At 38.4% G+C, this 25,821-nt stretch carries 23 protein-coding genes and 1 rRNA gene; 3 read left to right on the plus strand and 21 right to left on the minus strand.

Features of this window, described 5'->3' with window-relative positions:
- From ACYPXO_RS08160 to ACYPXO_RS08180, 5 genes are all read right to left on the minus strand, one after another.
- Positions 1–283: ribosomal RNA gene (locus tag ACYPXO_RS08160) — 16S ribosomal RNA — on the minus strand; the annotation flags it as partial.
- Positions 284–727: 444 nt separating this feature from the next.
- Positions 728–2,080, minus strand: a complete 1,353-nt coding sequence (gene radA / locus ACYPXO_RS08165; RefSeq protein ID WP_459640093.1) for a DNA repair protein RadA — start codon at positions 2,078–2,080, stop codon at positions 728–730.
- Between the two features lie 68 nt (positions 2,081–2,148).
- The gene (locus tag ACYPXO_RS08170; RefSeq protein ID WP_459640094.1) at positions 2,149–2,562 is read right to left on the minus strand and encodes an endosialidase; all 414 of its coding nucleotides are present in this window, start codon (positions 2,560–2,562) and stop codon (positions 2,149–2,151) included.
- Between the two features lie 54 nt (positions 2,563–2,616).
- The gene (locus ACYPXO_RS08175; protein ID WP_459640095.1) at positions 2,617–5,070 is read right to left on the minus strand and encodes an ATP-dependent Clp protease ATP-binding subunit; all 2,454 of its coding nucleotides are present in this window, start codon (positions 5,068–5,070) and stop codon (positions 2,617–2,619) included.
- A 27-nt stretch (positions 5,071–5,097) separates the two neighbouring features.
- Positions 5,098–5,466 (minus strand): GntR family transcriptional regulator, encoded by a 369-nt coding sequence (locus ACYPXO_RS08180; RefSeq protein ID WP_459640096.1) that lies wholly within the window; start codon positions 5,464–5,466, stop codon positions 5,098–5,100.
- Positions 5,467–5,635: 169 nt separating this feature from the next.
- Between ACYPXO_RS08180 and ACYPXO_RS08185 the strand changes: the two genes are divergently transcribed.
- Positions 5,636–5,974, plus strand: coding sequence for a PadR family transcriptional regulator (locus ACYPXO_RS08185; RefSeq protein WP_459640097.1), 339 nt, complete (start codon positions 5,636–5,638; stop codon positions 5,972–5,974).
- Positions 5,971–6,660 (plus strand): hypothetical protein, encoded by a 690-nt coding sequence (locus tag ACYPXO_RS08190; RefSeq protein WP_459640098.1) that lies wholly within the window; start codon positions 5,971–5,973, stop codon positions 6,658–6,660. The genes ACYPXO_RS08185 and ACYPXO_RS08190 overlap by 4 nt, the downstream gene beginning before the upstream one ends.
- Before the next feature lie 192 nt (positions 6,661–6,852).
- Here the strand turns inward: ACYPXO_RS08190 and purD are convergent, their stop codons facing one another.
- From purD to ACYPXO_RS08240, 10 genes are all read right to left on the minus strand, one after another.
- Positions 6,853–8,124, minus strand: coding sequence for a phosphoribosylamine--glycine ligase (purD, locus tag ACYPXO_RS08195; protein WP_459640099.1), 1,272 nt, complete (start codon positions 8,122–8,124; stop codon positions 6,853–6,855).
- 10 nt (positions 8,125–8,134) lie between these two features.
- On the minus strand, positions 8,135–8,761 hold the full coding sequence (gene purN, locus ACYPXO_RS08200) for a phosphoribosylglycinamide formyltransferase (RefSeq protein WP_459640100.1): 627 nt from the start codon (positions 8,759–8,761) through the stop codon (positions 8,135–8,137).
- Positions 8,755–9,780, minus strand: a complete 1,026-nt coding sequence (gene purM / locus ACYPXO_RS08205) for a phosphoribosylformylglycinamidine cyclo-ligase (RefSeq protein ID WP_459640101.1) — start codon at positions 9,778–9,780, stop codon at positions 8,755–8,757. The genes purN and purM overlap by 7 nt, the downstream gene beginning before the upstream one ends.
- A 41-nt stretch (positions 9,781–9,821) precedes the next feature.
- A complete protein-coding gene (gene purE / locus ACYPXO_RS08210; protein WP_459640102.1) occupies positions 9,822–10,334 on the minus strand; it encodes a 5-(carboxyamino)imidazole ribonucleotide mutase in 513 nt (170 codons plus the stop codon).
- 139 nt (positions 10,335–10,473) lie between these two features.
- Positions 10,474–12,525, minus strand: a complete 2,052-nt coding sequence (locus ACYPXO_RS08215) for an aminopeptidase (protein ID WP_459640103.1) — start codon at positions 12,523–12,525, stop codon at positions 10,474–10,476.
- A gap of 1 nt (position 12,526) precedes the next feature.
- Entirely contained in the window at positions 12,527–12,928 is a 402-nt protein-coding gene (locus ACYPXO_RS08220) for a DUF6142 family protein (RefSeq protein WP_459640104.1), read from the minus strand.
- The gene (locus ACYPXO_RS08225) at positions 12,915–13,379 is read right to left on the minus strand and encodes a VanZ family protein (protein ID WP_459640105.1); all 465 of its coding nucleotides are present in this window, start codon (positions 13,377–13,379) and stop codon (positions 12,915–12,917) included. Before ACYPXO_RS08225 ends, ACYPXO_RS08220 begins: the two co-directional genes overlap by 14 nt.
- Before the next feature lie 15 nt (positions 13,380–13,394).
- Positions 13,395–13,544, minus strand: a complete 150-nt coding sequence (locus tag ACYPXO_RS08230) for a hypothetical protein (RefSeq protein ID WP_459640106.1) — start codon at positions 13,542–13,544, stop codon at positions 13,395–13,397.
- A 17-nt stretch (positions 13,545–13,561) separates the two neighbouring features.
- Positions 13,562–14,242 carry an orotate phosphoribosyltransferase gene (gene pyrE, locus ACYPXO_RS08235; RefSeq protein ID WP_459640107.1) on the minus strand — a complete coding sequence of 227 codons (681 nt, stop codon included), beginning with the start codon at positions 14,240–14,242 and terminating at the stop codon, positions 13,562–13,564.
- 280 nt (positions 14,243–14,522) lie between these two features.
- Positions 14,523–14,807 (minus strand): hypothetical protein, encoded by a 285-nt coding sequence (locus ACYPXO_RS08240; protein ID WP_459640108.1) that lies wholly within the window; start codon positions 14,805–14,807, stop codon positions 14,523–14,525.
- A 110-nt stretch (positions 14,808–14,917) separates the two neighbouring features.
- Between ACYPXO_RS08240 and ACYPXO_RS08245 the strand changes: the two genes are divergently transcribed.
- Positions 14,918–15,175, plus strand: coding sequence for a helix-turn-helix domain-containing protein (locus ACYPXO_RS08245; RefSeq protein ID WP_459640109.1), 258 nt, complete (start codon positions 14,918–14,920; stop codon positions 15,173–15,175).
- 152 nt (positions 15,176–15,327) lie between these two features.
- Here the strand turns inward: ACYPXO_RS08245 and ACYPXO_RS08250 are convergent, their stop codons facing one another.
- From ACYPXO_RS08250 to ACYPXO_RS08275, 6 genes are all read right to left on the minus strand, one after another.
- Positions 15,328–20,454: a galactose-binding domain-containing protein gene (locus ACYPXO_RS08250; protein ID WP_459640110.1), complete on the minus strand. Its 5,127-nt coding sequence runs from the start codon at positions 20,452–20,454 to the stop codon at positions 15,328–15,330.
- A gap of 171 nt (positions 20,455–20,625) precedes the next feature.
- On the minus strand, positions 20,626–21,528 hold the full coding sequence (locus ACYPXO_RS08255; protein ID WP_459640111.1) for a dihydroorotate dehydrogenase: 903 nt from the start codon (positions 21,526–21,528) through the stop codon (positions 20,626–20,628).
- The gene (locus tag ACYPXO_RS08260) at positions 21,528–22,298 is read right to left on the minus strand and encodes a dihydroorotate dehydrogenase electron transfer subunit (RefSeq protein ID WP_459640112.1); all 771 of its coding nucleotides are present in this window, start codon (positions 22,296–22,298) and stop codon (positions 21,528–21,530) included. Before ACYPXO_RS08260 ends, ACYPXO_RS08255 begins: the two co-directional genes overlap by 1 nt.
- Positions 22,299–22,310: 12 nt before the next feature.
- Positions 22,311–23,237 carry an orotidine-5'-phosphate decarboxylase gene (pyrF, locus tag ACYPXO_RS08265; protein ID WP_459640113.1) on the minus strand — a complete coding sequence of 309 codons (927 nt, stop codon included), beginning with the start codon at positions 23,235–23,237 and terminating at the stop codon, positions 22,311–22,313.
- A 12-nt stretch (positions 23,238–23,249) separates the two neighbouring features.
- Positions 23,250–24,539 (minus strand): dihydroorotase, encoded by a 1,290-nt coding sequence (locus ACYPXO_RS08270; protein WP_459640114.1) that lies wholly within the window; start codon positions 24,537–24,539, stop codon positions 23,250–23,252.
- 91 nt (positions 24,540–24,630) lie between these two features.
- Entirely contained in the window at positions 24,631–25,809 is a 1,179-nt protein-coding gene (locus tag ACYPXO_RS08275; protein ID WP_459640115.1) for a S41 family peptidase, read from the minus strand.
- Positions 25,810–25,821: the final 12 nt, after the last annotated feature.

The raw sequence follows: 25,821 nt of genomic DNA on the forward strand, positions 1-25,821 counted from the left end.
AGGCCGTTACCCCACCAACTACCTAATCAGACGCGGGTCCATCTCATACCACCGGAGTTTTTCACACTGCACCATGCGGTGCTGTATGCTTATGCGGTATTAGCAGTCATTTCTAACTGTTATCCCCCTGTATGAGGCAGGTTACCCACGCGTTACTCACCCGTCCGCCACTCAGTCACTATGCTCTTCCTCCGAAGATTCAAAGCAAGGTGCTTCGTTCGACTTGCATGTGTTAAGCACGCCGCCAGCGTTCATCCTGAGCCAGGATCAAACTCTCGTTAAAAGTGTTTTCCCGTTCAAGAATCACTACTAGCAATTCTATCCCTTTTACTGTTTGGTTCGTCAGATCTCTCTGATTCGTTCTGTTTATTTCTCTTAGAAATTTTCAGGTTCGTTGTCTATTGTTTAATTATCAATGTTCTGTTTTTCTTTCGCTCTCTTGCGACAGCCATATTAGAATATCATATCCATTCTTCTTTGTCAACAACTTTTTTCATTTTTTTGAAATTTGTTTTTGACTTGTCTGCCCGTTTCTCGAGTGCTTGTCTATAATATCATCCCTTCCTGCATATGTCAACATCTTTTTTCATTTTTTTTATTTTTTTCAGTCTTACAAAAAACAGATACCGTAGTTACTCTAAATGAGAATTACATTACAACAAATATCTTTGCAGCCACTTCAAGTACATGACCGCAAAGACATCCCCATAATTAAATATTTCCCTACTTAAATAAATTGAACTGCTTCATTTATATTTTTCACACCGACAATTTCTATACCTTTGATATTATTTACAGACTCTAGGGATACTGCCGGAACTATGCACGTTTGAAAACCAAGTTTTTTTGCTTCAGACACTCTCTGCTCAGGCATACTGACTGCACGAACTTCCCCGCTTAGACCTACTTCTCCAAAAGCAATCACTTTATCACCGATAGGTTTATTCTTATAACTTGATACAATTGCCAATATAATTCCCAAATCAATGGCAGGTTCATTCATTTTAATTCCACCGGCTATATTTACATAAGCATCATAATTAAATAACGGAAGCCCCATTCTCTTTTCTAAAACTGCCATAAGCAGATTTACTCTGTTATAATCCGTCCCCGCCGCCGTTCTCCTTGGCATACCGAAGCCGCTCTGACAGACAAGAGCTTGGATTTCCAAAAGAATCGGACGTGTTCCTTCCATAGAACAAGCAACAACTGAACCCGACGCTCCCTCTGGTTTTCCGTTTAACATAAATTCCGAAGGATTTTTCACTTCCTGCAAACCGGATTGTCGCATTTCAAACACACCGATTTCGTTTGTTGAACCAAAACGATTTTTCACCCCACGCAAAATACGATAAGATGCGTGTCTATCTCCTTCAAAATATAGCACCGTATCCACCATATGCTCCAGCACTCGAGGACCTGCAACTGTTCCTTCTTTCGTTACATGGCCCACAATAAAAATAGAAATATTTAAACCTTTTGACAACTGCATCAAAACATTTGTAGACTCTCGTACCTGCGAAACACTCCCCGGAGCTGATGTGACGTCTTCACTGTACATTGTCTGTATAGAATCAATGATAACTATTTCCGGCTTACACCTTTCAATCACGCCGCGTATTATATTGAGATTTGTTTCACATAAAAGCGAAAGTTCATCTGTAAATTCTCCCATTCGCATCGCCCGTAATTTAATCTGTTTGAGAGATTCTTCCCCTGAAATATAGAGAACCTGATGTTTTTTTCCGGAAAGTTTTTGACAAACTTGAAGAAGAAGAGTTGATTTACCAATTCCCGGATCACCACCAACCAAAATAAGTGATCCTTGTACAATTCCGCCACCAAGCACCCTGTCCAATTCTGCTATCCCTGTTTGCGTCCTCTCTTCTGAATCTGTTTTCACGCTGGATAATGTAACAACATCCGCACGGCTGACTGTTTTTGAAAAACGCACACCCTCTGAAATTGTTTCCTCTACAAATGTATTCCATTCTTTACACATCGGACATTGACCGAGCCATTTTTTCTCCTCATGCCCACAATTTTGACAGAAAAACACACTTTTCTTTCCTTTTGCCATGTCTGTTCCTTTCTATATAAGAAAGAAGAGCCACAAATCGTCTTGCAACTCTTCTTTATAATTTCTTGTTATGCTCTTACTACCTTGATTTCTACCGGTATGTTTTCAGTAAGTTCTGTACTGATGCTTAATTTCCCACTTAAATTTGTTGTCATTCTTCCAACATTTGTGTCATCCATATACACTGTATATTCTGTATCTGCCTCTAGTTCTAACGTAAACTGTACGTCCTGTTTTCCCGAAACATTGAAAGACACTGTATCTTCTGTCACTTTCAAATGTTCTACTGCTGTTCCCGGCACAGATTCATATAGAAACATTCCGTTTCTCTCTAATTTTGTAATCTCTGCAAATGTCTTAACTTTATATAAATCTCCCTGAAACTCAAAATCTTCCAGTTTTGTCTTCTTATCCAGTGTGTAATCTCCAAAACTAAGTGTTCCGTCTTCTTCTACACGCAATAGTTCTTTCACCGCAGCCATTTTGTAAATCCTCCTATGGTATTCTTTTGTTGTTCCTCTATTATATAATAACTTCTATTCTTTTACCAGTTCTTTATCCGGTTTCACTATAAATTTTATTTCTTTTTTCGCCATTCCTACTTCTACCTGTGTGCCGGATTTAATTTCCCCATCCAAAATTGCATCTGCCATTTTATCTTCTAATATATTTTGCATTGCTCTTCTGAGCGGTCTTGCACCATATTTTAAATCTGTTCCCTGTTCTACAATTTCTTTTTTCACGGAATCGCGTATAATCAATTTAATATTTAACTGCTTTCTTACTCGTTCCGTAAGTTCTTTGCACATCAAATTGACAATTTTTTTCATTTGTTCCTTAGTCAAAGCATGGAATACAATAATCTCATCTATTCTATTTAAAAATTCAGGTTTAAACAATTGTTTCACTTCGTCCATTACATTGGATTTCATTTTTTTGTAATCACTGTCCGCATCTTCATTAGTGATAAATCCAAGTTTTTTCGGTTCTACAATCGCTTTCGCCCCCGCATTCGATGTCATGATAATCACCGTATTTTTGAAATCCACTTTTCTTCCCTGCGAATCTGTAATATGTCCGTCATCAAGTACTTGTAATAAAATATTGAACACATCAGGATGTGCTTTTTCAATTTCATCAAACAGAATGACAGAGTATGGATTACGGCGGACTTTTTCACTCAGTTGTCCTCCGTCATCATGTCCCACATACCCCGGCGGTGATCCGATCATCTTGGAAACACTATGTTTTTCCATGTATTCAGACATATCTACACGGATGAGCGCATCCTCATTTCCGAATAACGCCTCTGCCAACGCTTTTGATAATTCTGTTTTTCCTACTCCGGTAGGTCCTAAAAACAGAAACGAACCAATTGGACGGTTTGGATCTTTTAATCCCACTCTTCCTCTTTTTACTGCTTTTGTCACTGCTGTAACCGCTTCTTCCTGTCCGACAACTCGCTTGTGAAGTATCTTATCCAATTTTAGTAAACGTGCCGTTTCACTTTCCGCCAATTTCTGTACCGGAATTTTCGTCCACGCAGAAACTACTTCTGCAACAGCCGACTCAGTGACACAAATCTGTTTTTTCTTATTTGCACGCTGGAAACGTTTTCTTGCATTTTCCAGTTTTTCTCTTACGGCTCCCTGTTCATGATTTAAAAGAGATGCCTCCTGCATCTGACCATTTCTTATTGCATCTTCTTTTTCTTTCGCAAGATTTTCCAACGTTTCTTCCAGTTCGTGAATATGTTCCGGCACTTTAAATCCCGCAAGACTGACTTTTGAACACGCCTCATCCAAAATATCAATCGCTTTATCCGGAAGATTTCTATCTGTTACATAACGCTTCGATAATTCCACCGTCGCCTCAAGAGCCTCATTTTCAATATAGACCTCATGATGCGATTCGTATTTTGATTTAATCCCCTCCAAAATTGCCATACATTGTTCTTTTGTCGGCTCTTCTACCATGATAGGTTGGAAACGCCTTTCTAATGCTGCATCTTTTTCAATATATTTACGATATTCAGCAATGGTTGTCGCACCAATCAACTGAATTTCTCCTCGTGCCAGTGACGGTTTCAACATATTTGAAGCATCAATCGCTCCTTCCGCACCGCCTGCTCCAATGATTGTATGAACTTCATCCAAAAACAGAATGACATTTCCTACTGCCTTCACTTCCTGAATCAATTTTTTCATTCTGTCCTCAAACTCACCTCTATATTTTGAGCCGGCAACCATTCCCGCCAAATCAAGAGTTAAAATTTTCTTATTTTTCATTGCATCCGGAACGATTCCATTTGCAATACGAAGGGCTAGCCCCTCCACAATCGCAGTTTTACCCACGCCGGTTTCTCCAATCAAACATGGGTTATTTTTCGTACGCCTGCTTAAAATCTGCATAATTCTAGCGATTTCTTCTTCACGCCCAATGACCGTATCTAATTTTCCTTCCATTGCCTGACGGGTCAAATCCGTACTATATTGTTCCAAAATACCGGTCTGACTTTTCTCGCCTCCTTGAAACAATTTATACTCTTCCGGTTCTGCTCCAACCGCCTGCAAAATGTCTTCTATAATTTTCTGTGGTTGTATATTTAATGTGGCTAAAATTCTTGCTCCAACACACTCCGTATCTTCCAAAATCGCCAAAAGCATATGTTCTGTTCCGATTTCTCTTGCGTGCAGACGCATTGCCTGTGCCTTGCTATTCTCTAAAATATAACTCAATCTTGGACTTTCCTCAGGTTTCACCACTTCCTGTTTCTCTCCAATCGGCGAAACAAGTTCATTGACAACCTTAATCAAATCTTCCTCTTTCACCCCATTCTGAGCCAAAACCTGCCCTGCTACTCCGCGATATACTTTTCTCAGCGCCACAAGCAAATGTTCCGTCCCCACATACCTGTTGCCCATCTTCTTCGCCAATGTTTTTGCAGTCTTCAATACCTCTTCTGCCTGTTTTGTATAATAACCCTGCATTGCATTCTCCTATTCTTTCTATAATAATTAGCAATATTCTTTAAAAATCTCCTCCACAAGTTCATGCACTTCGTCCTTCGTAATATTTTTACATCGTCCCTTTGCTAAAATTATGCGAAGTTGATTTTTCATATCTTCCAGTGCCTGCATTTTATTCACATCTAATGAAATAACGGCGCCCTTCCTTCTGTCCAGTTGGATAAACCCCTCCTGCTTCAAAACAGAATACGCTTTATTTACCGTGTGCATATTTATCCCTATATTTTCGGCAAGTTGTCTGACAGATGGGAGGCTATCACCTTCCTGAATTTCTGCTGTTGCAATTCCCATAATAATTCTATTACGCAATTGTAAATAAATCGCCTCATCACTGTTAAAATCAATTTCAATCAGCATACACTCACCCTTTCTCTTTATGTATTTTCTGTTATATTCATATTATAACACAGGTACTCTCTTGTCAATCATTTATCCCTATTGACTTTTCTATTTCTATATGATATAACAAAGATAAACAAATTACTATGTTATGCAAAGTATTATGTTATATAAAGTAGGTGTTAAAATGTACGACAAGTCACAATTACTAAAAGGTTTACAAGAAGGATGCGTATTACAAATTATAAACACAAAGGATACTTATGGATATGAAATCGTTACTACACTGCAAAGAAAAGGTTTCCACTCCGTAAAAGAAGGAACAATATATCCTTTACTTCTCCGCCTAGAAAAAAACGGATATATTTCCTCTAGTTTTCGCGTTTCCGAAAGAGGACCTGCTCGAAAATATTATCAAATTACAGATTTTGGAAGGGAATATCTCGCTGAATTTGTTTTAGCATGGCAAGAGGTTACACAATTAGTTGATTTTGTTTTTTCCGATGAAAAAGGGGAAGAAAAATGACAAACGAATTAAAATTATTAAAAAAAGAAAACGTACTAAGGGCATCCTGTCTATCCGTACAAAGTCAGGATGCACTCCAAAAATGGCGGGAATATGCAAAACTTTCCGACATTAATCCTTATGACTTTGAACTTTGCTATAAAGAATTAATCGGAATCGCCTCCCAGAAAGAGTTAGAAGGAAGTAATCTAAAAGAATTTTTCGGCGAAAATATGCAGACGGTGACGGAGGATATTTTACAAAATTGCCCGAAAAAATATTTAAAAGACTATCTCCTATTCGACTTTAGAGATATGATGGGAAATCTTTGTATTGGTTTTACTCTTATGTACTTTGTCTGCGGAATACTTTGGAAAGAAATCACGCTTGCCAGTTTCCTTGGGCATATTATTCTCATCGGAATATGGTTCATTTATTTGAGATTTATCACCGGTGATAGACATAGAAGCGGATTTTTTACACCAAAACTAAATCAAAAAATCGTGAAAACATTTTCTGTTTATTTTATGTTCCTTGCCGTCACTGTAATTATTTCATACGGCATTACTAAACTGCTTTCTTTTGTTTCATTACACATACCAAATGCGTTTTTGTGTGTAATCTACGGCATGTTTTGGGTTGTACTCACTGTGTGGAGAAATAGGTACATTAAGGAAATGAGCATGCGGAAACGGTGGGATGATTAACAATCGGGGACGTAGTGTTTTTACATTTCACTACGTCCCCGATTGTACTTTGCCCTGTCCCTTTTCTTAGTTCCCCCTGTCCCCAATGTAAAAAACAGCCATTTTTATGGTCAAATTTAAAAAAGGGACACACTAAAACGCAATTGGGGACGTAGTATTTTCTAATTTTACTACGTCCCCAATTGCGAAAATCTACACCTCGTCGATCGCTTTTCCGATATCGTTTCTCTTATATTTATTCGCAAACTGTACCCACTCAGTTGCTTTATATGCGTTGGCTCTCGCCTCTTTTAAATCCGCACCTTTCGCAGTTACACCAAGCACACGTCCACCGTTTGTTACGATTTTACCATCTTGCCATTTTGTTCCGGCATGGAAACAATAGTAACCGTCATGTTTTTTGAATTCTTCTAAACCTGTGATTTCAAATCCTTTTTCATATGACAATGGGTATCCTTCTGATGCCAACACAACACAAACTGCCGCATTGTCTTCAAATTCCAATTCAATCGTATCCAGTGTTCCGTCAATACAAGCCTCAAATACATCAATAATGTCTGTTTTCATTCTTGGCAATACAACTTGTGTTTCTGGATCTCCAAATCTTGCATTGTATTCCAATACTTTTGGTCCATCCTCCGTAAGCATTAATCCGAAGAAGATAATTCCTTTAAATTCTCTTCCTTCTTCTCTCATGGCATCTACAGTTGCCTGATATACATATTTTTCACAAAATTCTTCTACCTCTTTTGTATAGAAAGGACTTGGTGAAAATGTTCCCATTCCGCCTGTGTTAAGACCTTCATCTCCGTCTTTTGCACGTTTGTGGTCCTGTGCAGATGTCATTGTTTTGATTGTTTTTCCGTCTACAAACGAGAGTACGGAAACTTCACGCCCTGTCATAAATTCTTCTATAACCATTGTGTTTCCGGCAGTTCCGAATTTTTTATCCATCATAATGGATTTTACACCGTCTTTTGCTTCCTCTAATGTATTACAAATCAAAACACCTTTTCCAAGTGCAAGCCCGTCTGCTTTTAATACAATTGGAAATTTTGCTGTTTCTAAATAAGCAAGTGCATCTTCCGGATTATCAAAATTTTCATATGCCGCTGTCGGAATGTTATATTTTTTCATTAAATCTTTTGAAAATGCTTTTGAACCTTCCAAAATGGCAGCCACTTTATTTGGTCCGAATACACGAAGTCCTTCTGCTTCAAAGGCATCAACAACTCCGGCTACAAGAGGGTCATCCATACCGATTACAGTCAAGTCAATTTCTTTTTCTTTTGCAAATTGCACCAATTTATCAAATTCCATTGCCCCGATATTTACACATTCTGCATATTCCGCAATGCCTGCATTTCCCGGTGCACAGTAAATTTTGTCTACTTTATCGCTTTTTGCCACGCTCCACGCAATTGCGTGTTCTCTTCCACCGCTACCAACGATTAATACTTTCATCGTATCCTCCTTATGATTCAATTTGAACCTGTCCATTTTCTACTTTTATTTTTCCATTTGCAATTAAATGTATTGCCTCAGGAAGAATTTTCCATTCCGCTTCTTCCATTACCCTGCGCTGAAGGATTTCAGGTGTATCACCCTGCTGAACCGATACCGCTTTCTGCAAAATAATTGGTCCTGTGTCCGTTCCCTCATCCACAAAATGCACTGTTGCCCCGACAACTTTTACCCCTCGTTCCAATGCTTTTTCATGCACCTTCAAACCGTAATATCCTTTTCCGCAAAAAGCAGGAATTAAGGATGGGTGAATATTAATAATCCTATTTTCGTACTGTTTTATCATTTCTTTCGGTATAACAACAAGAAAACCTGCAAGAACAATCAAATCCGGATTTAACCCGTTAAGTTCTTCAAGGAAAGCATCATTAAATGCTTCCCTTGTATCATAGTCCTTTGGAGAAATACATTTTGCAAAAATACCGTGTTGCTTTGCTCTCTCTAAAGCATATGCATTTTTGTTATTGCTGATTACTCCGATAATCTCCGTATTTGTAATTGTCTTCGCCTCGACTGCATCTATAATTGCCTGCAGATTTGTTCCTCCGCCCGAAACTAATACAACTACTTTTAGCATAAAGTTACTCCTTTATCGCCGGCTTCAATATGTCCGACTACATATCCTTCTTCTCCTGCTGCCTTGATTGCCTCCAATGTACTTTCTACATCTTTTTCATCTACTGCCACAATCATACCAAGTCCCATGTTAAATGTATTGTACATCATTTCTTCCGCAATATCTCCATGTTCTGCTAACATTGGGAAAATTGGCAACATAGGATAACTGTCTTTTTTCACTACTGCGTGTGTTCCCTCTTTTAACATACGAGGAATATTTTCGTAGAAACCGCCACCTGTAATATGGCTACAGGCTTTCACACGTACACCTGCATCTTTAATAGATTTAAGTGCTTTCACATAAATTTTTGTTGGAGCTAACAATGCTTCTCCAAGTGTGCAGCCCAATCTGTCATAATATGTATTTAATGATTCTTCGCTCATTTCAAACACTTTACGAACTAATGAAAATCCGTTACTGTGAACTCCTGATGATGCCATACCAATAAGTACATCTCCGGCTTTTAATTCCTGACCTGTAATCATTTCTTTTTTGTCACATACACCTACTGCAAATCCGGCAAGATCATAATCTTCTTCCGGCATAAGTCCCGGATGTTCTGCTGTTTCGCCACCGATTAAAGCCGCTCCTGACTGAAGACATCCTTCTGCCACACCACTTACGATTGTCGCAATTTTTTCCGGTTCATTTTTTCCGCAGGCAATATAATCAAGGAAGAATAACGGTTCTCCGCCTGCACAGGCAATATCATTTACACACATTGCTACTGCGTCAATTCCGATTGTATCATGTTTATCTAAAATCATTGCAAGTTTCACTTTTGTTCCGCATCCATCTGTACCAGATAACAGTACAGGTTCTTCCATTTCTTTAATTTTCTCTAAAGAAAATGCTCCTGAAAATCCTCCAAGACCTCCGAGTACTCCCGGACGCATTGTTTTCTTTACGTGTTCCTTCATCAGTTCTACTGATTTATAACCTGCTTCAATATCAACGCCTGCATTCTTGTAATCCATATTATACCTCCACTTATCTTCATCTCATTCGTAACTGTGTTTTACATTTGTTTTAAGTATTCTTTATGTCCTAATTTTTCAAGTTTTTCTGCTTTCGCCTGTACAGTTTCTTTCATTTCCTGTGTATAGGCTTTTAATCTTTCTAATAACTCTGCATCTGATGCAGCAAGAATTTTTGCAGCTAAAATAGCAGCGTTTGCTCCACCGTCAATTGCTACTGTAGCAACAGGAATTCCCGGCGGCATCTGTACGATAGAGTACAGCGCGTCTACACCGTCTAAGTTTTTGCTTGACATTGGAATCCCAATAACAGGCATTGGAAAGATTGCAGCACACATTCCCGGCAAGTGTGCAGCCATTCCCGCACCTGCGATAATTACTTTAAAGCCTTTTTCTTCCGCTGATTTCGCATAGTCATAAAATACATCCGGTTCACGATGTGCTGAAATAATAGTCATTTCATAATCTACGCCAAGTTTTTCTAACATATCGGCTGCTTTACTCATTACTTTCATATCTGAGTCGCTGCCCATCACAATTCCTACTTTTGCCATAGTTTTCTTCCCTTCTCTGTATTACATTATTTATAAGTTTTACAAATAAATCTTTTCTATTTATAAGTTATTTTACTTATACCCTTACGAGATGTCAACACATGAACGCCGAATTACTGATTATAAATACTTATAACAATTAATTCAGTTCAGCCAACGGTTCGTTCAACATTTCCGTTCCTTCGAGAACAAATCTTGTGTCTTTTAAAATCACGATTTTCTCTCCGTCCGGTTTCACAACAGAAATTTCTTCCAACTCCTCATATGGAATTGTAATATCTGTATGACACTGGAAATATGCTTTGCTTACATCTTCTTTTCTTAAAATGGAAACCGAATTATCTTTTGCTACGATTTCTTTTCCATTTTGATTGTAAATTCTGTTATCCTCGCTCCAACTGTAGCATGTATCTCCAACTGCAAAATGCGGTCCCATTTTTTCCGCAATCAAAATAGGCATTTTATCTTCAATTCCATATCTTTTAGCCACAACATACGCCGTTGTATTTGTGCCGATAGCAAATTCACCGAGAGGAAGTGTTTCGTGGTTAAACAAAATATTTGTATGAATATATTTTTTATTTTCTTCCTCCTCTGCAAAATTACTGCAAGTGTAATCCTGAATTTTTCCGTCTTTAAATTGAATTTCCAAATCTCTGTACTGAAGTTCGTTTAAATAAACTTTACTTACATATAAAGTTCCTTCTGTTCCCTCTAGTACAGGAGAGGTGAATACTTCTCCTACCGGAATATTGGCATCCGCCACACAGTTTTCAAAAATTGTTTCTTTCTCAGGATTTTCTAATTTGTGTAACTGTACTTTTAAATCTGTTTTATTTTCACCTTTTCCGAGAATATGAACATATTCGCCTTTATCAAGCGCATCAATAATTGTCTGCTGTACTTTCTCATAAAGACTTGCATCCAACGTATTAATACGGACAACTTCATCAAAAATTTCTTCATAATTATCTGCAATCTCCGGTACCGGATAAGCAATAATCGTAAATCCTCTTTCTTCGCCTTTGATGTATTCATTTGTAATCTGACCTGATTTGTTGTCATATAAAAGTTCCAACTGTTCTTGTTTTTCCGTTAAATGAACAGCATTCTTCTTGCTTTCCGGCGCAAACGGCGCTTCTCCAAATACCTCCATAACTGCCGGTCCCGCCATTTTTCCCGCCAGTTCTTTATGCTTCTCGTATGTGTTTTTTAATACGTCCAATTTGCGTTCCACAAATTTTTTATCTAAAAATAGTCCCGCATCTGCACCGTGGTCATACTCATACTGTTTGTTTGCGATTGCCCCATAATATCCTGTTTTAAAATGTTTACGTTTTGTCAGAACGCTGACGCCTGCACGGAAAATAACAGGCTTTAATCCCATTTTCTCAAAGTTTTCAATGGCTTTTCTGACAACTCTCTCAAATCCTAATGTATAACGTACATTTACCGAACCTTTCTTCGATAAATCTTTTCTTCCGTTTACAAAGCACATACGGTATCCTTCCGTATATGTGTCAGCCATTTTGCAAATAATTTCTTCTGAAAGTTCATTCATATGCTCTGCTGTTCTTCTCTCGTTTTCGGAAACATATTCCCCATATGAGTAAAGATAACGCAGGTCTTCCAAATCACTCTCCATAATAATGCGTGTTGCGAAATCCTTCTCCCAGTCAATCTGATCCACAATTCTGTCTGCCATAAATACGTCCGCATAATCACTTGCATACCAGTAAACAATCTCTTTTAACGATTCATAAGAAGGTTCTTCCCCTTCAAAACAGTTGTACATCTCAATAAATAATTCATTGCATATTGTCAGATATAATTGTTTTCTCTCAAAGACATAGGCTATTTCCCCACGCATTTCCGTATATAAGAAACTGAGTATCTTTCCATACTCCTCACCAAGCATTTCTACCGCATAGTCCGGATTTGCATAACTTTTCGCATAATTTTCAGGTAAAATGTCCTCATACAATTTTCTATTTTCTCTCTGCATTTCTTCAAATGACAAAGTTTTCCACTCATCATTTTTCAACAGTTGATTTACCCTGTCAATTTCTAAAAGAAATCCGGCAACTTTTACGAAAAAGTCCTGAAACTTCTCTCCCACTGTTTTCTCTGTTTCGATTTTTCTTATTCTTTCTATCGAAAGTGTGTAACGTTCCTGAATCTGTTCTTCCATTCTATAAAAAACCTCCTAAAAAGAATATCAATAAGCTTACTAAAAAGAATATATTTAATCCTATTCCTACTTTGCAGGTAAGATAATCTTTGTCACGTTCTTTAAGTCCACGAATTCCCTGCATAATTCCGGCTCCTGCAAAAAGCAAGGCACTCACACCAAGGCCTCCTATATATCCTGCCGCCTTTCCCTTATACAAATAGGTAATCACAACTGACGAAAGAATAACTACTGCAACTGCCCCCGCAATCACACAAGATATAATTCCTTTCTTGGAATGCTTTAATTTTGCCTGTCCGTATTTTCGATTTCCACGTTTTTTCTTATCCCTTTTTCTGTCCCGCTCTCTGTTCCTTTCTTTCGTTCTGTCATTTTTTCTGTCTTTTTCTCTATCTTTTCGCACTAAATTTTCTCCTTATTCTATCACATAGTATAAATAGCATATAACCCAGAACACTTCCGACTGTATTTAGCAACAAATCATCCACGTCAAAACTTCCTACTTTTATCACAAGTTGAAAAAGTTCTACGCATAAACTGATTCCGAACCCATAAAATGCAGTTGCAAGAAAACTTCTGAATCTACTCCCTATCGGCATAAAAAATCCGAAAGGAACAAAAATTAATACGTTTCCAAGCAAATTGCTCATCACCGCCATAACACCCAGTTGCTCTCTGTAATTCCAAAATCTTTTAATTTCTTTAAAAAGAACAAGGTTGTAGTGATATACTTTCAATTCCTGTCCTCGCCCGTACCAGTCCGAAAATAGAAGAAAATAAAAAATGAATATGATATATAGTATAAAGAATACTTTCCCAAACATTTTGATGCGTTTTTTATTTTTCGCTTTCAATCCCGTATTCCTTCTCTAAAACATTATTTTCTTTCTTCCTGCCAAAAGTCTTCCGCCGCCTACGATAGTAAGTACTCCTGCAACAACTCCTGTTACAATCATAATAATTCCAAGTGCAATGTTGCCCGCTCCGACAGTTCCTATTGTTTTATATAACTTTTCCATTCTCAACTTCCTTTCACTTATTTCGCACCATACTGTTCATAGTATGCGTCAATCGCTGCTTTTATTGTATCATCAATAACAATTTCTCCATTACACTCTCTATTATACAAATGTTCTACAACTTCAGCCATTGTAACAATTGCATTTGTCTTAAATCCATATAAGTCTTTTACTTCTTCCAAAGCACATTTTTCTCCGCCTTTTCCAACTTCCATACGGTCAAGTGAAACGATAAGCCCAACGATTTCCACATCTGCCGCACCTTTTACTTTCGGTACTGTTTCCTCCATTGATTTTCCTGATGTTGTTACGTCCTCAATCATAATGACACGGTCACCGTCCTGAAGTTTACTTCCAAGAAAACTTCCTTTATCTGCGCCGTGATCTTTCTCTTCTTTTCTGTCTGAACAATAACGTACTTCTTTTCCGTATAATTCGCTGTATGCGATTGCCGTTACAACTCCAAGTGGAATACCTTTGTATGCCGGTCCAAATAAAACATCAAAATCATCTCCGTATTTATCGTGAATTGCTTTTGCATAGTATTCTCCAAGTCTTTTCAACTGTGAACCTGTCACATATCCGCCTGCATTCATAAAGAATGGGGATTTTCTTCCGCTCTTTAATGTAAATTCTCCAAATTTAAGTACTTTGCTCTCTACCATAAAATCAATAAATTCTCTCTTATACTGTTCCATATTCTTAAAACCTCCATCTGTATATCATTATTTTCTTTTTATCTTGTATTATCCGAAGATACCTTTTAATCCTTTCAATTTTATCACAATTTTAAGGTTATTTCAATTAATGAAGAAAGGGAACTTTAAGGTTTTCACCCTAAGTTCCCTTGTGATTACTTTTATTATCTTTTAAATGTTTCTATCATCTGTTCTCTGTCACTGACTATGACTTTATCTTCCATGGAAATAAAAAAATCATTTCCCTACTGAATAAATTTTTCTAAAACAGTGCCTTTCTTTATTTTGATTTTTTTCTATCCCCAATAAGCAGCACCACTCCGATAACACCTGTTATCCCTGCAAGAACATAAAATACAGTTCCTCCTGTATTAAATATTTCATATTTCTCCTGATTCGCACCAATCCTTCCTGATGATGTGGATTGAAATTTCCCATTAATCATTATTCCCGTCGTTGCTCCTACTCCCTGCTGTTTTTTTGCTGTAGACTTGAAGACCCCTCCAAGTATCAGAAAACACACTGCCATAACCAACATACAATTTCTAATTACTTTCTTAGACATCTCTTCTCTCCCTTTCCTTTTAAAACTATTTTATTATTTTATAACAATATATTAGTAAAGATATTTACTAAAGTCAATAGTAAACTTCTTTACTATGATATGCTTAGCAAATGAAAGCAGAAAATCTAACCCATACTTATATATCACGAATAAGAAATTTAAGAGAAGACCATGATAAATCGCAACAGGAAGTTGCCGATTATCTTGGCACATCGCAGACTATGTATGCTCGTTATGAGAGAGGTGCTAATGAGATGCCTGTTCGTCATATTATCGCACTATGCAAGTATTATCATGTCAGCGCGGACTATATTCTCGGCTTATCCGATATAAAACAGCCGATTAATCATACAAAAAGTGACGTATGATTTCAAATATCATATGCCATAATATATTTAAACAAAGAATGAGATTATTCATTCCATGCAGATACCCACTTTCCGTTATCGGATTAAGTATAACAGCATATTACAGGGAGATTGCCTCACGACAATCTCCCTGTTTTTTATAAACTATATATTTATTTTCTTCTTCCACTGATTACTTTAACTGCTCCAAGCATTCCCGCTAACCAAAGAAGAATATGGAAATCGTCAGAAGTTTTCGGCACTTCCGTTCCATTACCATGACTATTTTGTCCGTCATTTATATTTCCCGAACCATTATTGTCACTGCCACTTCCATCATTGTTTCCGCCGTTATTTTCATGAGAACTGCCGTTTTGGTCTTCACCTTCATTGCCGTTATCCTCATTGTCGTTTCCGTCGGTTTCTTTCTCCTTAAGTTGCTTCATTGCCTCTTCTACACTTTGGATTGCCTGTTTTACTTCTTCCTCAGTAGCATCCTTATCTTCTACAACTTCCCATGCTTTTGCAAGTACATCGTTTAAAGCAGATACGGATTCATTTGTATATTTCCCTGATGCAGCCTTATCTTTTGCCTGTGTAATAACGTCTTTTAACGCCTCTTTGTCCACCTCAGGTTTTGTAGGTTCTTCTTTTACTGTTACTTCGACAACCGCTTTCAAACCATTTGTATTTGCTATGCCGTCAATTAAAACTATTTTTCCTGAAAGTCTGTATGTATTGGCCACATTTCCATTATATGAAGATGTATCCCACTGTACAGAAAGTGTTCTTTCTTCCTGATTATCTAACTGTACTTTTACCGTCTGTGGAAGTTCCAATTCTAATACAGTTGTTCCAAATTCCACTTCTTTATCAGAAATAGTTTCTACGGAAACGATTTCATTTACCTGAATTGGTTTTTCCGTTACCGTCAATACCGCTTCCTCTGTAATAGCCTGTTTTGTTTCCATGCCTTCTTTTGTATTTACAACAAGACATCTGAATTTCATTCCGTTTTCTTTTAACGATACATTTTCTTTTGTATAAGTCGGATTTGTCGCTCCCTCAATATTTTGCCAATCCGCACCGTCTTTTACCTGCCATTGATATGTAAGGTTGCCACCGTCATTTACCTCTGCCTCTACTGTAAACACAACATTTTCTCCAACCTCTACCGTCTGAGATTTTGGCTGAGATGTGATAACCGGAATTTCTGTATTTTTCTGAAGTTCAACAACAACTGTCGCATTTTTCTTGTCATCTGTCAATTTTACTCCGGAAATTTCTTCAAGAGTTCCTCTAACGATTACCTCTCCTTCTTTTATTTTGTTGTAGTCTGCCTCGTTCCATTTCACCGGAAGCGTAGTTTTAATACCGTCTTCCAGTACTACATCCACTTCTTTTGGCAACTGTAACTGCGCAAATTCTGTTCCTACGAAAGCGGTTACCTTGTCAACCGCTTTTACTTCTGCCACCTGACGTCCTGTCGGAACAGGTGCATACGCATCAAATAAACCAAATCCCTGCTCACTTGTTCTTTCTTTCGGAAGACGAACTCGGATATAACGTGCAGTTTCTTTTACAGATTCGTACGGTCTGATTGCATTTGTTCCTTCTTTACTTCTGTCTGCAATCGTTGTCCAATTCTTTCCATCTGTTGAAATGTCGATGAAATATTTATGTGTTTCTTCAGCATTCCATGTCATCTGTACATTATCAATGTCGTAAATTCCTTTTGTATCAATATACCACCATTCATCTCCCATTGTTGCCGGGTACCAATACCAGCCCGGAACACCATTACTTCCGTGTCCTGCTTCTGCGCCTTCTTTGCATGAAGATGCAAATGCTTCTTTTTCCCTTGACACGCTGGAAAGTGTGTAATCTACTTTTTCTCCGTATGCTTCGATTTCACATACTGCCGGCCATTGATTTGCCATATCTCTTGTTGTAATGTCCTGTATTCTCAAGTATCTTACATACTCATCGGAAGAAATTGTAACTTCTTTTCCGCATCCTTCTCCGTTTCTAAAATCTTTCATATCTGCATAGTGTTCTCCGTCTGTTGAACCCTGTACGACAAATTTATAAGCAGCATCCGCTTTTTCAAATGTCAGTTTTACTTCTGAAAGTTTGTAAGTATTCTTTAAGTCTACCTGTATCCAGTGATTTTTTGTGTTTGCTCCACCTTTTGCACACCACCATGTGTCTTTCTTTCCATCAACGGCATACTCTGCCTTTTCCACTTTGCCACCTTGACCTGTATTTACGGTACTTGCTTTTACCGGCTTGCCCAGTGCGATATTATCTGTTTCTCCTGTTCCCGAAACATCTCGCAATACTGCCCATTCTCTGTTAGTTGCCTCCGTAAATGTCACACGCACATAACGTCCCTTCACTTTTCCTTTTTCAAATGCCAGTTCTGTATCTGCACTTCCCTTGCTATTGTCCACCACAATATGTTTTTCGTAAGTTTCATCTGTCATCGGATTTTCTGAAACGGCTATTGTATAATGATAAGCACTTCCTGCTGTTTCAAACGACAATTTCATTGTATCTAAATTATATGATGCTCCTAAATCAACTTCCCACCACTGAGGATACGAACCGCTGTTTGCACACCATTTTGTATTATCGTTTCCGTCATTTCCGTTTTCTTTGACTTCATTTTTATTATTTGCCGTATTTTCCGTACTTGCTCTGGAAGATTTATTTAAGAAAATGTTGCTTTCCTGTGTTTCTTCCTGTGTTTTGTTATACTCGTATTCATCTGCATCTGAACCTTCCGCTGCTGCAGGCAAACCTTCTACTTTACTTGTAGGAATGGTAACTTCCGCAGTCTTTAATCCATCTGCTGATGCTTTTAATGTAATGTTGCCTTCGCCACGTTTACTTCTCACCCATACAGCCAGTTGTCCGCCTTTTGTTGTAATTGTTTTCGGACCAACCACAAGTCCCGGTCCTTCCACTTCCAGTTTTACATCCGTGTAAGCACTCGGTACAACTGTACCATTTTCATCTGTAATATCAACCCAAACCAGTTTCGCACTACTTCCGTCCAATGCAACTTTTGCGTTACTTTCCGGACGAAGTTTAATCTGCGATGCCGTTTCAGGAGATTTTCTTACATATTCCGCTACCTCTTTCCCTTTGATTTTTCCAATCGCTTTTAATTCGCCTTTTTCATATTTTTCTAAATCAAATGTAATCGGTGCATTTCTTATTGCATCTGCACTGATTTCTTTTCCTGAATTTGCTGAAGGATGTTTACTTGGATCTACATCTCCGTGAGGACCCCAAATTGTTTTGTCGTGTCCTTTTTCTCCCAGGCTCTTTCCATTTAAAAATAACTCTACAGTATCACAGTTACTGAAAATACGAACTTCCTTTTTCGCTTTTGAATCCCAAGTATTTGCAACATATACCATTGGTCCGGTTTTTATTCCGTACTCACTCATATCTATACTTGCATCTTTTTGACTCTGATAAAAATATGCGCTATGTTTTGGAATTCTGTGCACATCCACAACTCCGCAATATGTCAGCATACCTGCATCAAAACCTGCATAATCTGCATAATCCCAGTACATAGATGCACCCAACCAGTTTTTCCCGCGTGAACGAATTGTCTGTACGCTTTCCTGAGCGTTATCCGACTGAATTAGCATTCCTTCATCTCCGCCTTTTTTTCCGGCATCGTTTTTATCTTCTCTTGTTACACGGGTTGTAGAGCTTGAACCACCATATGTCCAGTCACCGTATTCAGCGATAATCATCGGTTTGTCTTTATATTTTGGATTTTCCGCACCTTCATTTCCAGTACCAAAAATACCTGCCTGCGGGGTAGAAAGTCCGATGTCCCACACATCCCACTGATAGCAACCTGCCGTGTAACCATATGACGCCTTGTCTTTTGGATACTCTTCTTTTACAATACGGTTCATCTCCGTTGCCCATTCTCTATTGTAACTGCTCTCATTCAAACTTGATTCCCAAGCAACGATAGACGGATGATTTCTTTTATGTCTGATGTCTGTCTTCAATTCTTTGTAAGTACTTTCTTTAAACGCCTGAGAATTACTGAAATACTGCCAACCTGATGCACACTCTACAATCATAACTCCATATTTATCGCAAGCATCATAATATGCCTGACGATGAGGATAATGGGACATTCTCACAATATCAAATCCATTTTCTTTAAAACGTTTTACTTCCTCATAAATGGCATTGTCCGGAATAGCATTTCCAAGCATATATGTTTCCGCATGGAGATTTGCACCTTCTGTTTCTGTCTTTTTATCATTGATATAAAGGCCATCTCTTCTCCACTCTACTTTTCGGATACCATATGTTGTTTCCACAACGTCTTTTACAACACCATCCGCTTTAACTGTAGAACGTACCGTATATAATTCCGGTGTGTCCGGTGACCATAATCTTGGATTTGTCACCTGTAAAGATTGATTAAAATATTTCTTTTCGCCACCGGCAATAGAAACTTTATCCTCTTGTGATGCAACTACTTCTCCGCTCTCACCCACGATTTCCGTAAGAAGTGTTGTTTCTTTGCTTTCTTTTCCCTCATTTTCTACATGAGTTTTCACTTTAACCGTTGCTCTGTCTTTGGCAACCTCAGGTGCGGTGATAAACACACCTCCTCCTGCTGTTTCATTTGCTTCCACTGCATCCGTAATGTGTAACTCATCTGTAACGGTAATATAGGAATTACCATAAATTCCTCCGAAATACTGGAAATCCGGTTTATCTTTTCCCGGTGCAACATTTCTGTCCGGACGGCTGTCAATTTTTACTGCGATTGTATTTTTTTCCCCATAATTTACCTTGTCCGTAATATCAATCACAAATGGAATATAACCGCCCGCATGGGTTGTCACTTTCTGCCCGTTAATATACACCTCTGCTTTTTGCATGGCTGCTTCAAATGTGAGCATCAATCTTTTTCCCTTTAAATTGTTATCCACCTGAAAATCTTTCCGATACCAACTAATTCCAAGATAAGCATCCTTATTCTCTGCCGTATAAAATGTTGTTGTGTGCGGAAGATTCACATATACCCATTTATCATCGGCAAAATCAACCTTTTCTCCCCCCGCTACATCTCCTTTTTTGTAATGCCAATCCGTATTGAAATTAATAACATTACGGTCCGTACTCTGCACACTCTCCCTTTCCATATTGACTTCCGGCGCTGCCTGCGTCTTCACAAGACAATACGGGCTGACAAGTCCGCCAATCAGACTTAAGGCAGTGAGCAGTGCTACTACTTTTCTTTTCATACCTCATGCCTCCCTTAAAATATACATTATCGTTTATTATTTTATCTCGGTCACGTATTAAAGTATGTAGTATTTTTTATCTTTTTGGTGCAATTTTTTACACAAAAAGTTGTGAAGAAAGTGTGAAAGGGGACGTAGTATTTTTCAATTTTACTACGTCCCCTTTCACACTTATTTCACAATTCCAACCATATCCTGTACGCTTTTAAAGCCATAACGTTCCATATATTTGTCAATACCCTCCGCAATTTCCATTGTAACCGAAGGATTAATAAAATTAGCAGTTCCGACCGCAACTGCTGTAGCGCCTGCCAAGATAAATTCAATTGCATCTTCCGCTGTTGCAATTCCTCCCATTGCAATTATCGGGAGTTTAATTGCATTCGCCGTTTGATAAACCATACGGACTGCAATAGGTTTGATTGCAGGACCTGATACTCCGCCTGTTTTATTTGCAAGTGCAAATGCTCTCTTATGTACATCTATTTTCATTCCTGTTAATGTATTGATAAGAGAAACAGCGTCCGCTCCACCCGCTTCTACCGCTCTTGCCATTTCTGTAATATCTGTTACGTTCGGACTTAATTTCATAATAACCGGTTGTTTTGCATATTTTTTGATTTCTCTTGTGATTGCCTCCGCCGATTTTGGATTTTGTCCGAAAGCAATTCCTCCTTCTTTTACGTTTGGACAGGAAATATTGATTTCCAGCATATCCACATCTTCGTGAGATAAACGTTCCACCACTTCACAATAATCTTCCGTCGTTCTTCCGCAAACATTTACAATAATTTTTGTGTCATACTGACGTAAAAATGGTATATCTCTTTTGCAGAAAACATCAATCCCCGGATTTTGTAAACCTACCGCATTCATCATTCCGCCATATGTTTCTGCGATACGAGGAGTCGGATTTCCTTCCCACGCAACATTTGCCACACCTTTTGTTGTCACCGCACCGATTTTATTTAAATCAACAAACTCGGCAAATTCCGCACCTGAGCCGAACGTTCCCGATGCTGTTGTTACCGGATTTTTCCATTCTACTCCCGCAATATTGATTTTTGTGTTCATTATAAATCCACCTCCGTTGCCAAAAAGACCGGACCGTCTTTGCAGATTCGTTTGTTATGTACATTTGTGTGATGGTCTTTTTCTTTTGATTTGCATACGCAGGCAAGACACGCACCAATTCCACACGCCATTCTTTCTTCCATAGAAATATAGCATTCGATATTATTTTCTTCTGCATATGCTTTTAATGCACGAAGCATCGGTGTAGGACCGCAAGCATAAATAATATCCGCTGTTAATCCATTTTCACGGATAGCGTCCAATACATTTCCTTTTGTTCCCGCACTTCCGTCTTCTGTTGCTACATAAACTTTTCCATTTTCAGAAAGTTCTTCTGTTAAAAACAACTCATCACGATAGCCAACAACAATCTTTTTCTCTGCGTCTAACTGTTTTGCTAATTCAAGCATCGGAGGAATACCGATGCCCCCGCCAATCAAAAACGCTTTCTTTTCTTTTAACGGAAAACCGTTTCCAAGAGGTCCTAAAATTTCAATTTCATCACCTGACACTAGTTTAGAAAATTGTTCTGTTCCCGTATTCTCTCCCGTAACTCTGTAAACAACCCGTAACTGTTTATTTTCTTTGTCAATTTCACAGATACTGATTGGACGAGGCAATAATTTTCCGCTGTCATTTGTATACATAGAAATAAACTGTCCGGCTTTTGCTGAAACGGCAGCCTCTGCACAAATCCATAAACTGTAAATATCCGTTGCTATCTTTTCCTGTGATACAACAACCGCTCTTTCTTTTTCTCTCTTTTCCATTTTCGTTCTCCCCTATCTGTTTTCCAACGCTCCGTTAATATCGGCAATCATTGTTTCAACTGCTTTTCTTGATGCATCTGCGAAATTCTCTTCTCCAAACTCAGCATATGCTTCCTGTTTATAAGCAGCAATAATTCCTCTTGAAGAATTTACGATTGCACCTAAACCGTCCTCATTGAAGAAGTGTACAAGGTCTTTTCCCTGTCCTCCCTGTGCACCATAACCCGGAACAAGAATATAAGATTTTGGCATAACTTTTCGGAGAACTTTTCCCATTTCCGGATAAGTTGCACCTACAACTGCACCGATATAACTGTATTCATCACCCATATGGTTTTCGCCCCACTGTGCTACTTTTTCTCCAACCAATTCATATAACGGTCTTCCGTCAACAAGTCTGTCCTGAAATTCTCCACTTGACGGATTTGATGTCTTCACCAAAATAAATAATCCTTTATTTTCTTCCTTACATACATCAATAAATGGATTAATTCCGTCTGAACCTAAATACGGATTAACTGTGGCAAAATCTTCGTCAAACGGAACATAAGATTTGCTTCCAACCTGTACATGACCAAGATGTCCTACAGCATACGCTGAAGAAGTTGAACCAATATCGCCTCTCTTAATGTCCCCGATTACTACTAAACCTTTTTCTTTACAATAATCTACTGTCTTTTTAAATGCAACAAGTCCCGGAATACCGAACTGTTCATACATAGCAATCTGTGGTTTTACCGCAGGAATTAAATCATATGTTTTATCAATAATTTCTTTATTAAACTGCCAGATTGCTTCCCCTGCTCCTTCTAGTGTTTCTCCAAATTCTGCAAACGCTTTCTTTTGAATGTGCTGTGGAATGTAATTTAGCATTGGGTCTAACCCCACTACGATTGGTGCTTTCGTTCTTTTAATGTTTTCTACTAATTTGTTAATCATGTTTTCTTCCTCCTAGTATGCTGTATTTTCATAAACCATTTTTCCGCCGACAAATGTATAACGCACGTCACCTTTTACCTCATAATTGTCAAACGGTGTGTTTTTCCCTTTTGAAAAGAATGTGTTTTTATCAATTCGATATTCTCGTTTTGGATCAAAAATAACAATATCCGCAACCATTCCCTCGGAAACCGAACCTTTTTCGTCAGCAATTCCAAGTATCTTTGCCGGATTATAACTCATTTTTTCTGCCATCTGCATCGGTGTTAAAATCCCCTTATCCACTAATTCCGTATAAGTAAGGGCAGCAGATGTTTCCAACCCTACGATGCCAAACATGGCGTCTTTCATGGATTTATTTTTTTCCTCAGCCGAATGTGGTGCATGGTCTGTGGCAATGACGTCCATAATGTTATTTTTCAAGCCTTCTTTTAATGCTTCCACATCCTCTCTGCTACGAAGCGGAGGATTCATCTTATAGTTTCCATCATCTTCCGGTATATCCTCTGTCGTTAATATAAAATGATGTGGGCAAACTTCAGCCGTCACAGGAAGTCCATCCTTTTTCGCTTCCGCAACCATTTTCACACTGTCCGCTGTGGAACAGTGACACAAATGTAACTGTACACCGGTTTCCTTGGCAAGCAAAATATCTCTCGCTACAATTACGTCTTCCACTGCATTTGTAATTCCTTTTAGACCTAATTCTTTTGCTTTCTCATCTTCATTCATCACTCCGCCTTCTACCATTGTGATGTCTTCACAGTGAGCAAAAATAGAAATCTCATTTTCTTTTGCCATTCTCATCGCCTGACGATAGAGCGAAGCATTCATCACGGATTTACCGTCTTCGCTGATTGCATGACACCCCGCTTTTGCCATACCTTCAATATCCGCCAACTCTTCACCTTTCTGTCCTACGGTAATTGCACCCAGTTGGATAACATTTACCGGTGATTCTGTCTTGGCACGGCGGTGTACTTCCGCAACTTGTTCTCCCGCATCCGTAACCGGTTTTGTGTTTGGCATTGCACAAATGGTAGTAACTCCTCCTCTTGCACCTGCCTGTCCACCCGTCTGCAATGTTTCCTTATATTCTAGTCCCGGATCTCTTAAATGAACGTGCAAATCAATAAATCCAGGCATAACATAGCATCCTGACGCATCAACTGTTTTGTCCGCTTCATCGGCAATATCCTTGTCTACTTTTACAATCCTTTCATTTTCAATCAACACATCGCAAATTTCGTCACGCTGTGTTTTCGGGTCTAATACATGACCATGTTTAATTAATGTTCTCATTATTTTACAACCTTTCTGCAAAATTACATATAGTTTTATTTTACCATAGGCTAACCAAAAAAGGAATGCAAAAATTTGCATTCCTTTCCGCTTACTGTTTCATTTTTTCTTTTAATACTTCCACAGCTTTCTCTAACTGATTATCTGCCTCTGCATTATTCTTATCATATTTATATTCTACCTCTACATCCGGTTTAATTCCTTTTCCATGGATATTTCTTCCATTAGGAGTAAAATATTCTGCAATAGTCAATTTCAGACAAGTTCCGTCTTTCAAGTCAAACAACTGTTGTACAACCCCTTTGCCGTAAGTTGTTGTTCCAACAAGTGTACCAGCCTTATGATCCTGAACTGCTCCCGCAAAAATCTCTGATGCGCTAGCGCTTCTGCCGTCCACTAAAACGGTCATTGGTATTTCCAGTTTATGTTCCTCGTCCGAAGTCATCACTTCACGTTTACCGTCTTTGTCCTCTGTATACACAATCAGCCCTTCCGGCAAAACATAATCCAACATCTGACATACAGTCGAAAGATTTCCTCCCGGATTTCCACGAAGGTCGATGACCATTCCTTTCATTCCCTGTTTCTTTAAATCCGTTATTGCCTCTACGAACTGATTATATGTAACCATATCAAATTCAGTAATACGAATATAACCAATCTGAGCTTCCTTCATCTCATACTCAACCGTATGCGCTTCCAGTTTTTCACGCACCGCTGTCGCCTCAAACTCTTTTCCGTCACGGAGAACCGTTATCGTTACTTCCGTTCCCTCTTCTCCTTTGATTTTATTGACAACTTTACTGAGATCTTCACTGGAAATATCTTTCCCATTAACCTTATAAAGAATATCGTTATTCTTAAACCCTGCCTTTTCCGCCGGAGAGTTTTCATATATATTCACCATTGTAATCACTCCGGTTTCAAGATTCTGGGACATTACCGCCCCAATTCCACTGTACTCTCCCTCCGTTGTTTCATACAGTTCTTTCGTTTCTTTTTCATTATAATATACGGAATAAGGGTCTTTCAAACCATTCACATAACCTTTCAGAAGATAATCAGACAAATCTTTATTCTTAATTTCATCTTCTTTCAGATAAGTTTCATCAATAAGATACCTTATCTTTTCTAACTTATGTGCTGTTTCTTTATCAATAGTTGTTCCATATCCGGCATTTTTCAAATATATGCCCGCTGCTCCCGCAATGACTAAAGTAACGAGGGTGCCACAAAGCACCCCCTTTAAAAATCCTTTTTTATTTCCCATATATGAGTCCTA

It is taken from the genome of Faecalimonas canis, assembly GCF_054601575.1.

What these genes read in the sequence shown, in the direction of transcription:
- radA (WP_459640093.1), bottom strand. Translation starts at nt 2,080, where the DNA reads ATGGCAAAAGGAAAGAAAAGTGTGTTTTTCTGTCAAAATTGTGGGCAT.
- ACYPXO_RS08170 (WP_459640094.1), bottom strand. Translation starts at nt 2,562, where the DNA reads ATGGCTGCGGTGAAAGAACTATTGCGTGTAGAAGAAGACGGAACACTT.
- ACYPXO_RS08175 (WP_459640095.1), bottom strand. Translation starts at nt 5,070, where the DNA reads ATGCAGGGTTATTATACAAAACAGGCAGAAGAGGTATTGAAGACTGCA.
- ACYPXO_RS08180 (WP_459640096.1), bottom strand. Translation starts at nt 5,466, where the DNA reads ATGCTGATTGAAATTGATTTTAACAGTGATGAGGCGATTTATTTACAA.
- ACYPXO_RS08185 (WP_459640097.1), top strand. Translation starts at nt 5,636, where the DNA reads ATGTACGACAAGTCACAATTACTAAAAGGTTTACAAGAAGGATGCGTA.
- ACYPXO_RS08190 (WP_459640098.1), top strand. Translation starts at nt 5,971, where the DNA reads ATGACAAACGAATTAAAATTATTAAAAAAAGAAAACGTACTAAGGGCA.
- purD (WP_459640099.1), bottom strand. Translation starts at nt 8,124, where the DNA reads ATGAAAGTATTAATCGTTGGTAGCGGTGGAAGAGAACACGCAATTGCG.
- purN (WP_459640100.1), bottom strand. Translation starts at nt 8,761, where the DNA reads ATGCTAAAAGTAGTTGTATTAGTTTCGGGCGGAGGAACAAATCTGCAG.
- purM (WP_459640101.1), bottom strand. Translation starts at nt 9,780, where the DNA reads ATGGATTACAAGAATGCAGGCGTTGATATTGAAGCAGGTTATAAATCA.
- purE (WP_459640102.1), bottom strand. Translation starts at nt 10,334, where the DNA reads ATGGCAAAAGTAGGAATTGTGATGGGCAGCGACTCAGATATGAAAGTA.
- ACYPXO_RS08215 (WP_459640103.1), bottom strand. Translation starts at nt 12,525, where the DNA reads ATGGAAGAACAGATTCAGGAACGTTACACACTTTCGATAGAAAGAATA.
- ACYPXO_RS08230 (WP_459640106.1), bottom strand. Translation starts at nt 13,544, where the DNA reads ATGGAAAAGTTATATAAAACAATAGGAACTGTCGGAGCGGGCAACATT.
- pyrE (WP_459640107.1), bottom strand. Translation starts at nt 14,242, where the DNA reads ATGGAACAGTATAAGAGAGAATTTATTGATTTTATGGTAGAGAGCAAA.
- ACYPXO_RS08240 (WP_459640108.1), bottom strand. Translation starts at nt 14,807, where the DNA reads ATGTCTAAGAAAGTAATTAGAAATTGTATGTTGGTTATGGCAGTGTGT.
- ACYPXO_RS08245 (WP_459640109.1), top strand. Translation starts at nt 14,918, where the DNA reads ATGAAAGCAGAAAATCTAACCCATACTTATATATCACGAATAAGAAAT.
- ACYPXO_RS08250 (WP_459640110.1), bottom strand. Translation starts at nt 20,454, where the DNA reads ATGAAAAGAAAAGTAGTAGCACTGCTCACTGCCTTAAGTCTGATTGGC.
- ACYPXO_RS08255 (WP_459640111.1), bottom strand. Translation starts at nt 21,528, where the DNA reads ATGAACACAAAAATCAATATTGCGGGAGTAGAATGGAAAAATCCGGTA.
- ACYPXO_RS08260 (WP_459640112.1), bottom strand. Translation starts at nt 22,298, where the DNA reads ATGGAAAAGAGAGAAAAAGAAAGAGCGGTTGTTGTATCACAGGAAAAG.
- pyrF (WP_459640113.1), bottom strand. Translation starts at nt 23,237, where the DNA reads ATGATTAACAAATTAGTAGAAAACATTAAAAGAACGAAAGCACCAATC.
- ACYPXO_RS08270 (WP_459640114.1), bottom strand. Translation starts at nt 24,539, where the DNA reads ATGAGAACATTAATTAAACATGGTCATGTATTAGACCCGAAAACACAG.
- ACYPXO_RS08275 (WP_459640115.1), bottom strand. Translation starts at nt 25,809, where the DNA reads ATGGGAAATAAAAAAGGATTTTTAAAGGGGGTGCTTTGTGGCACCCTC.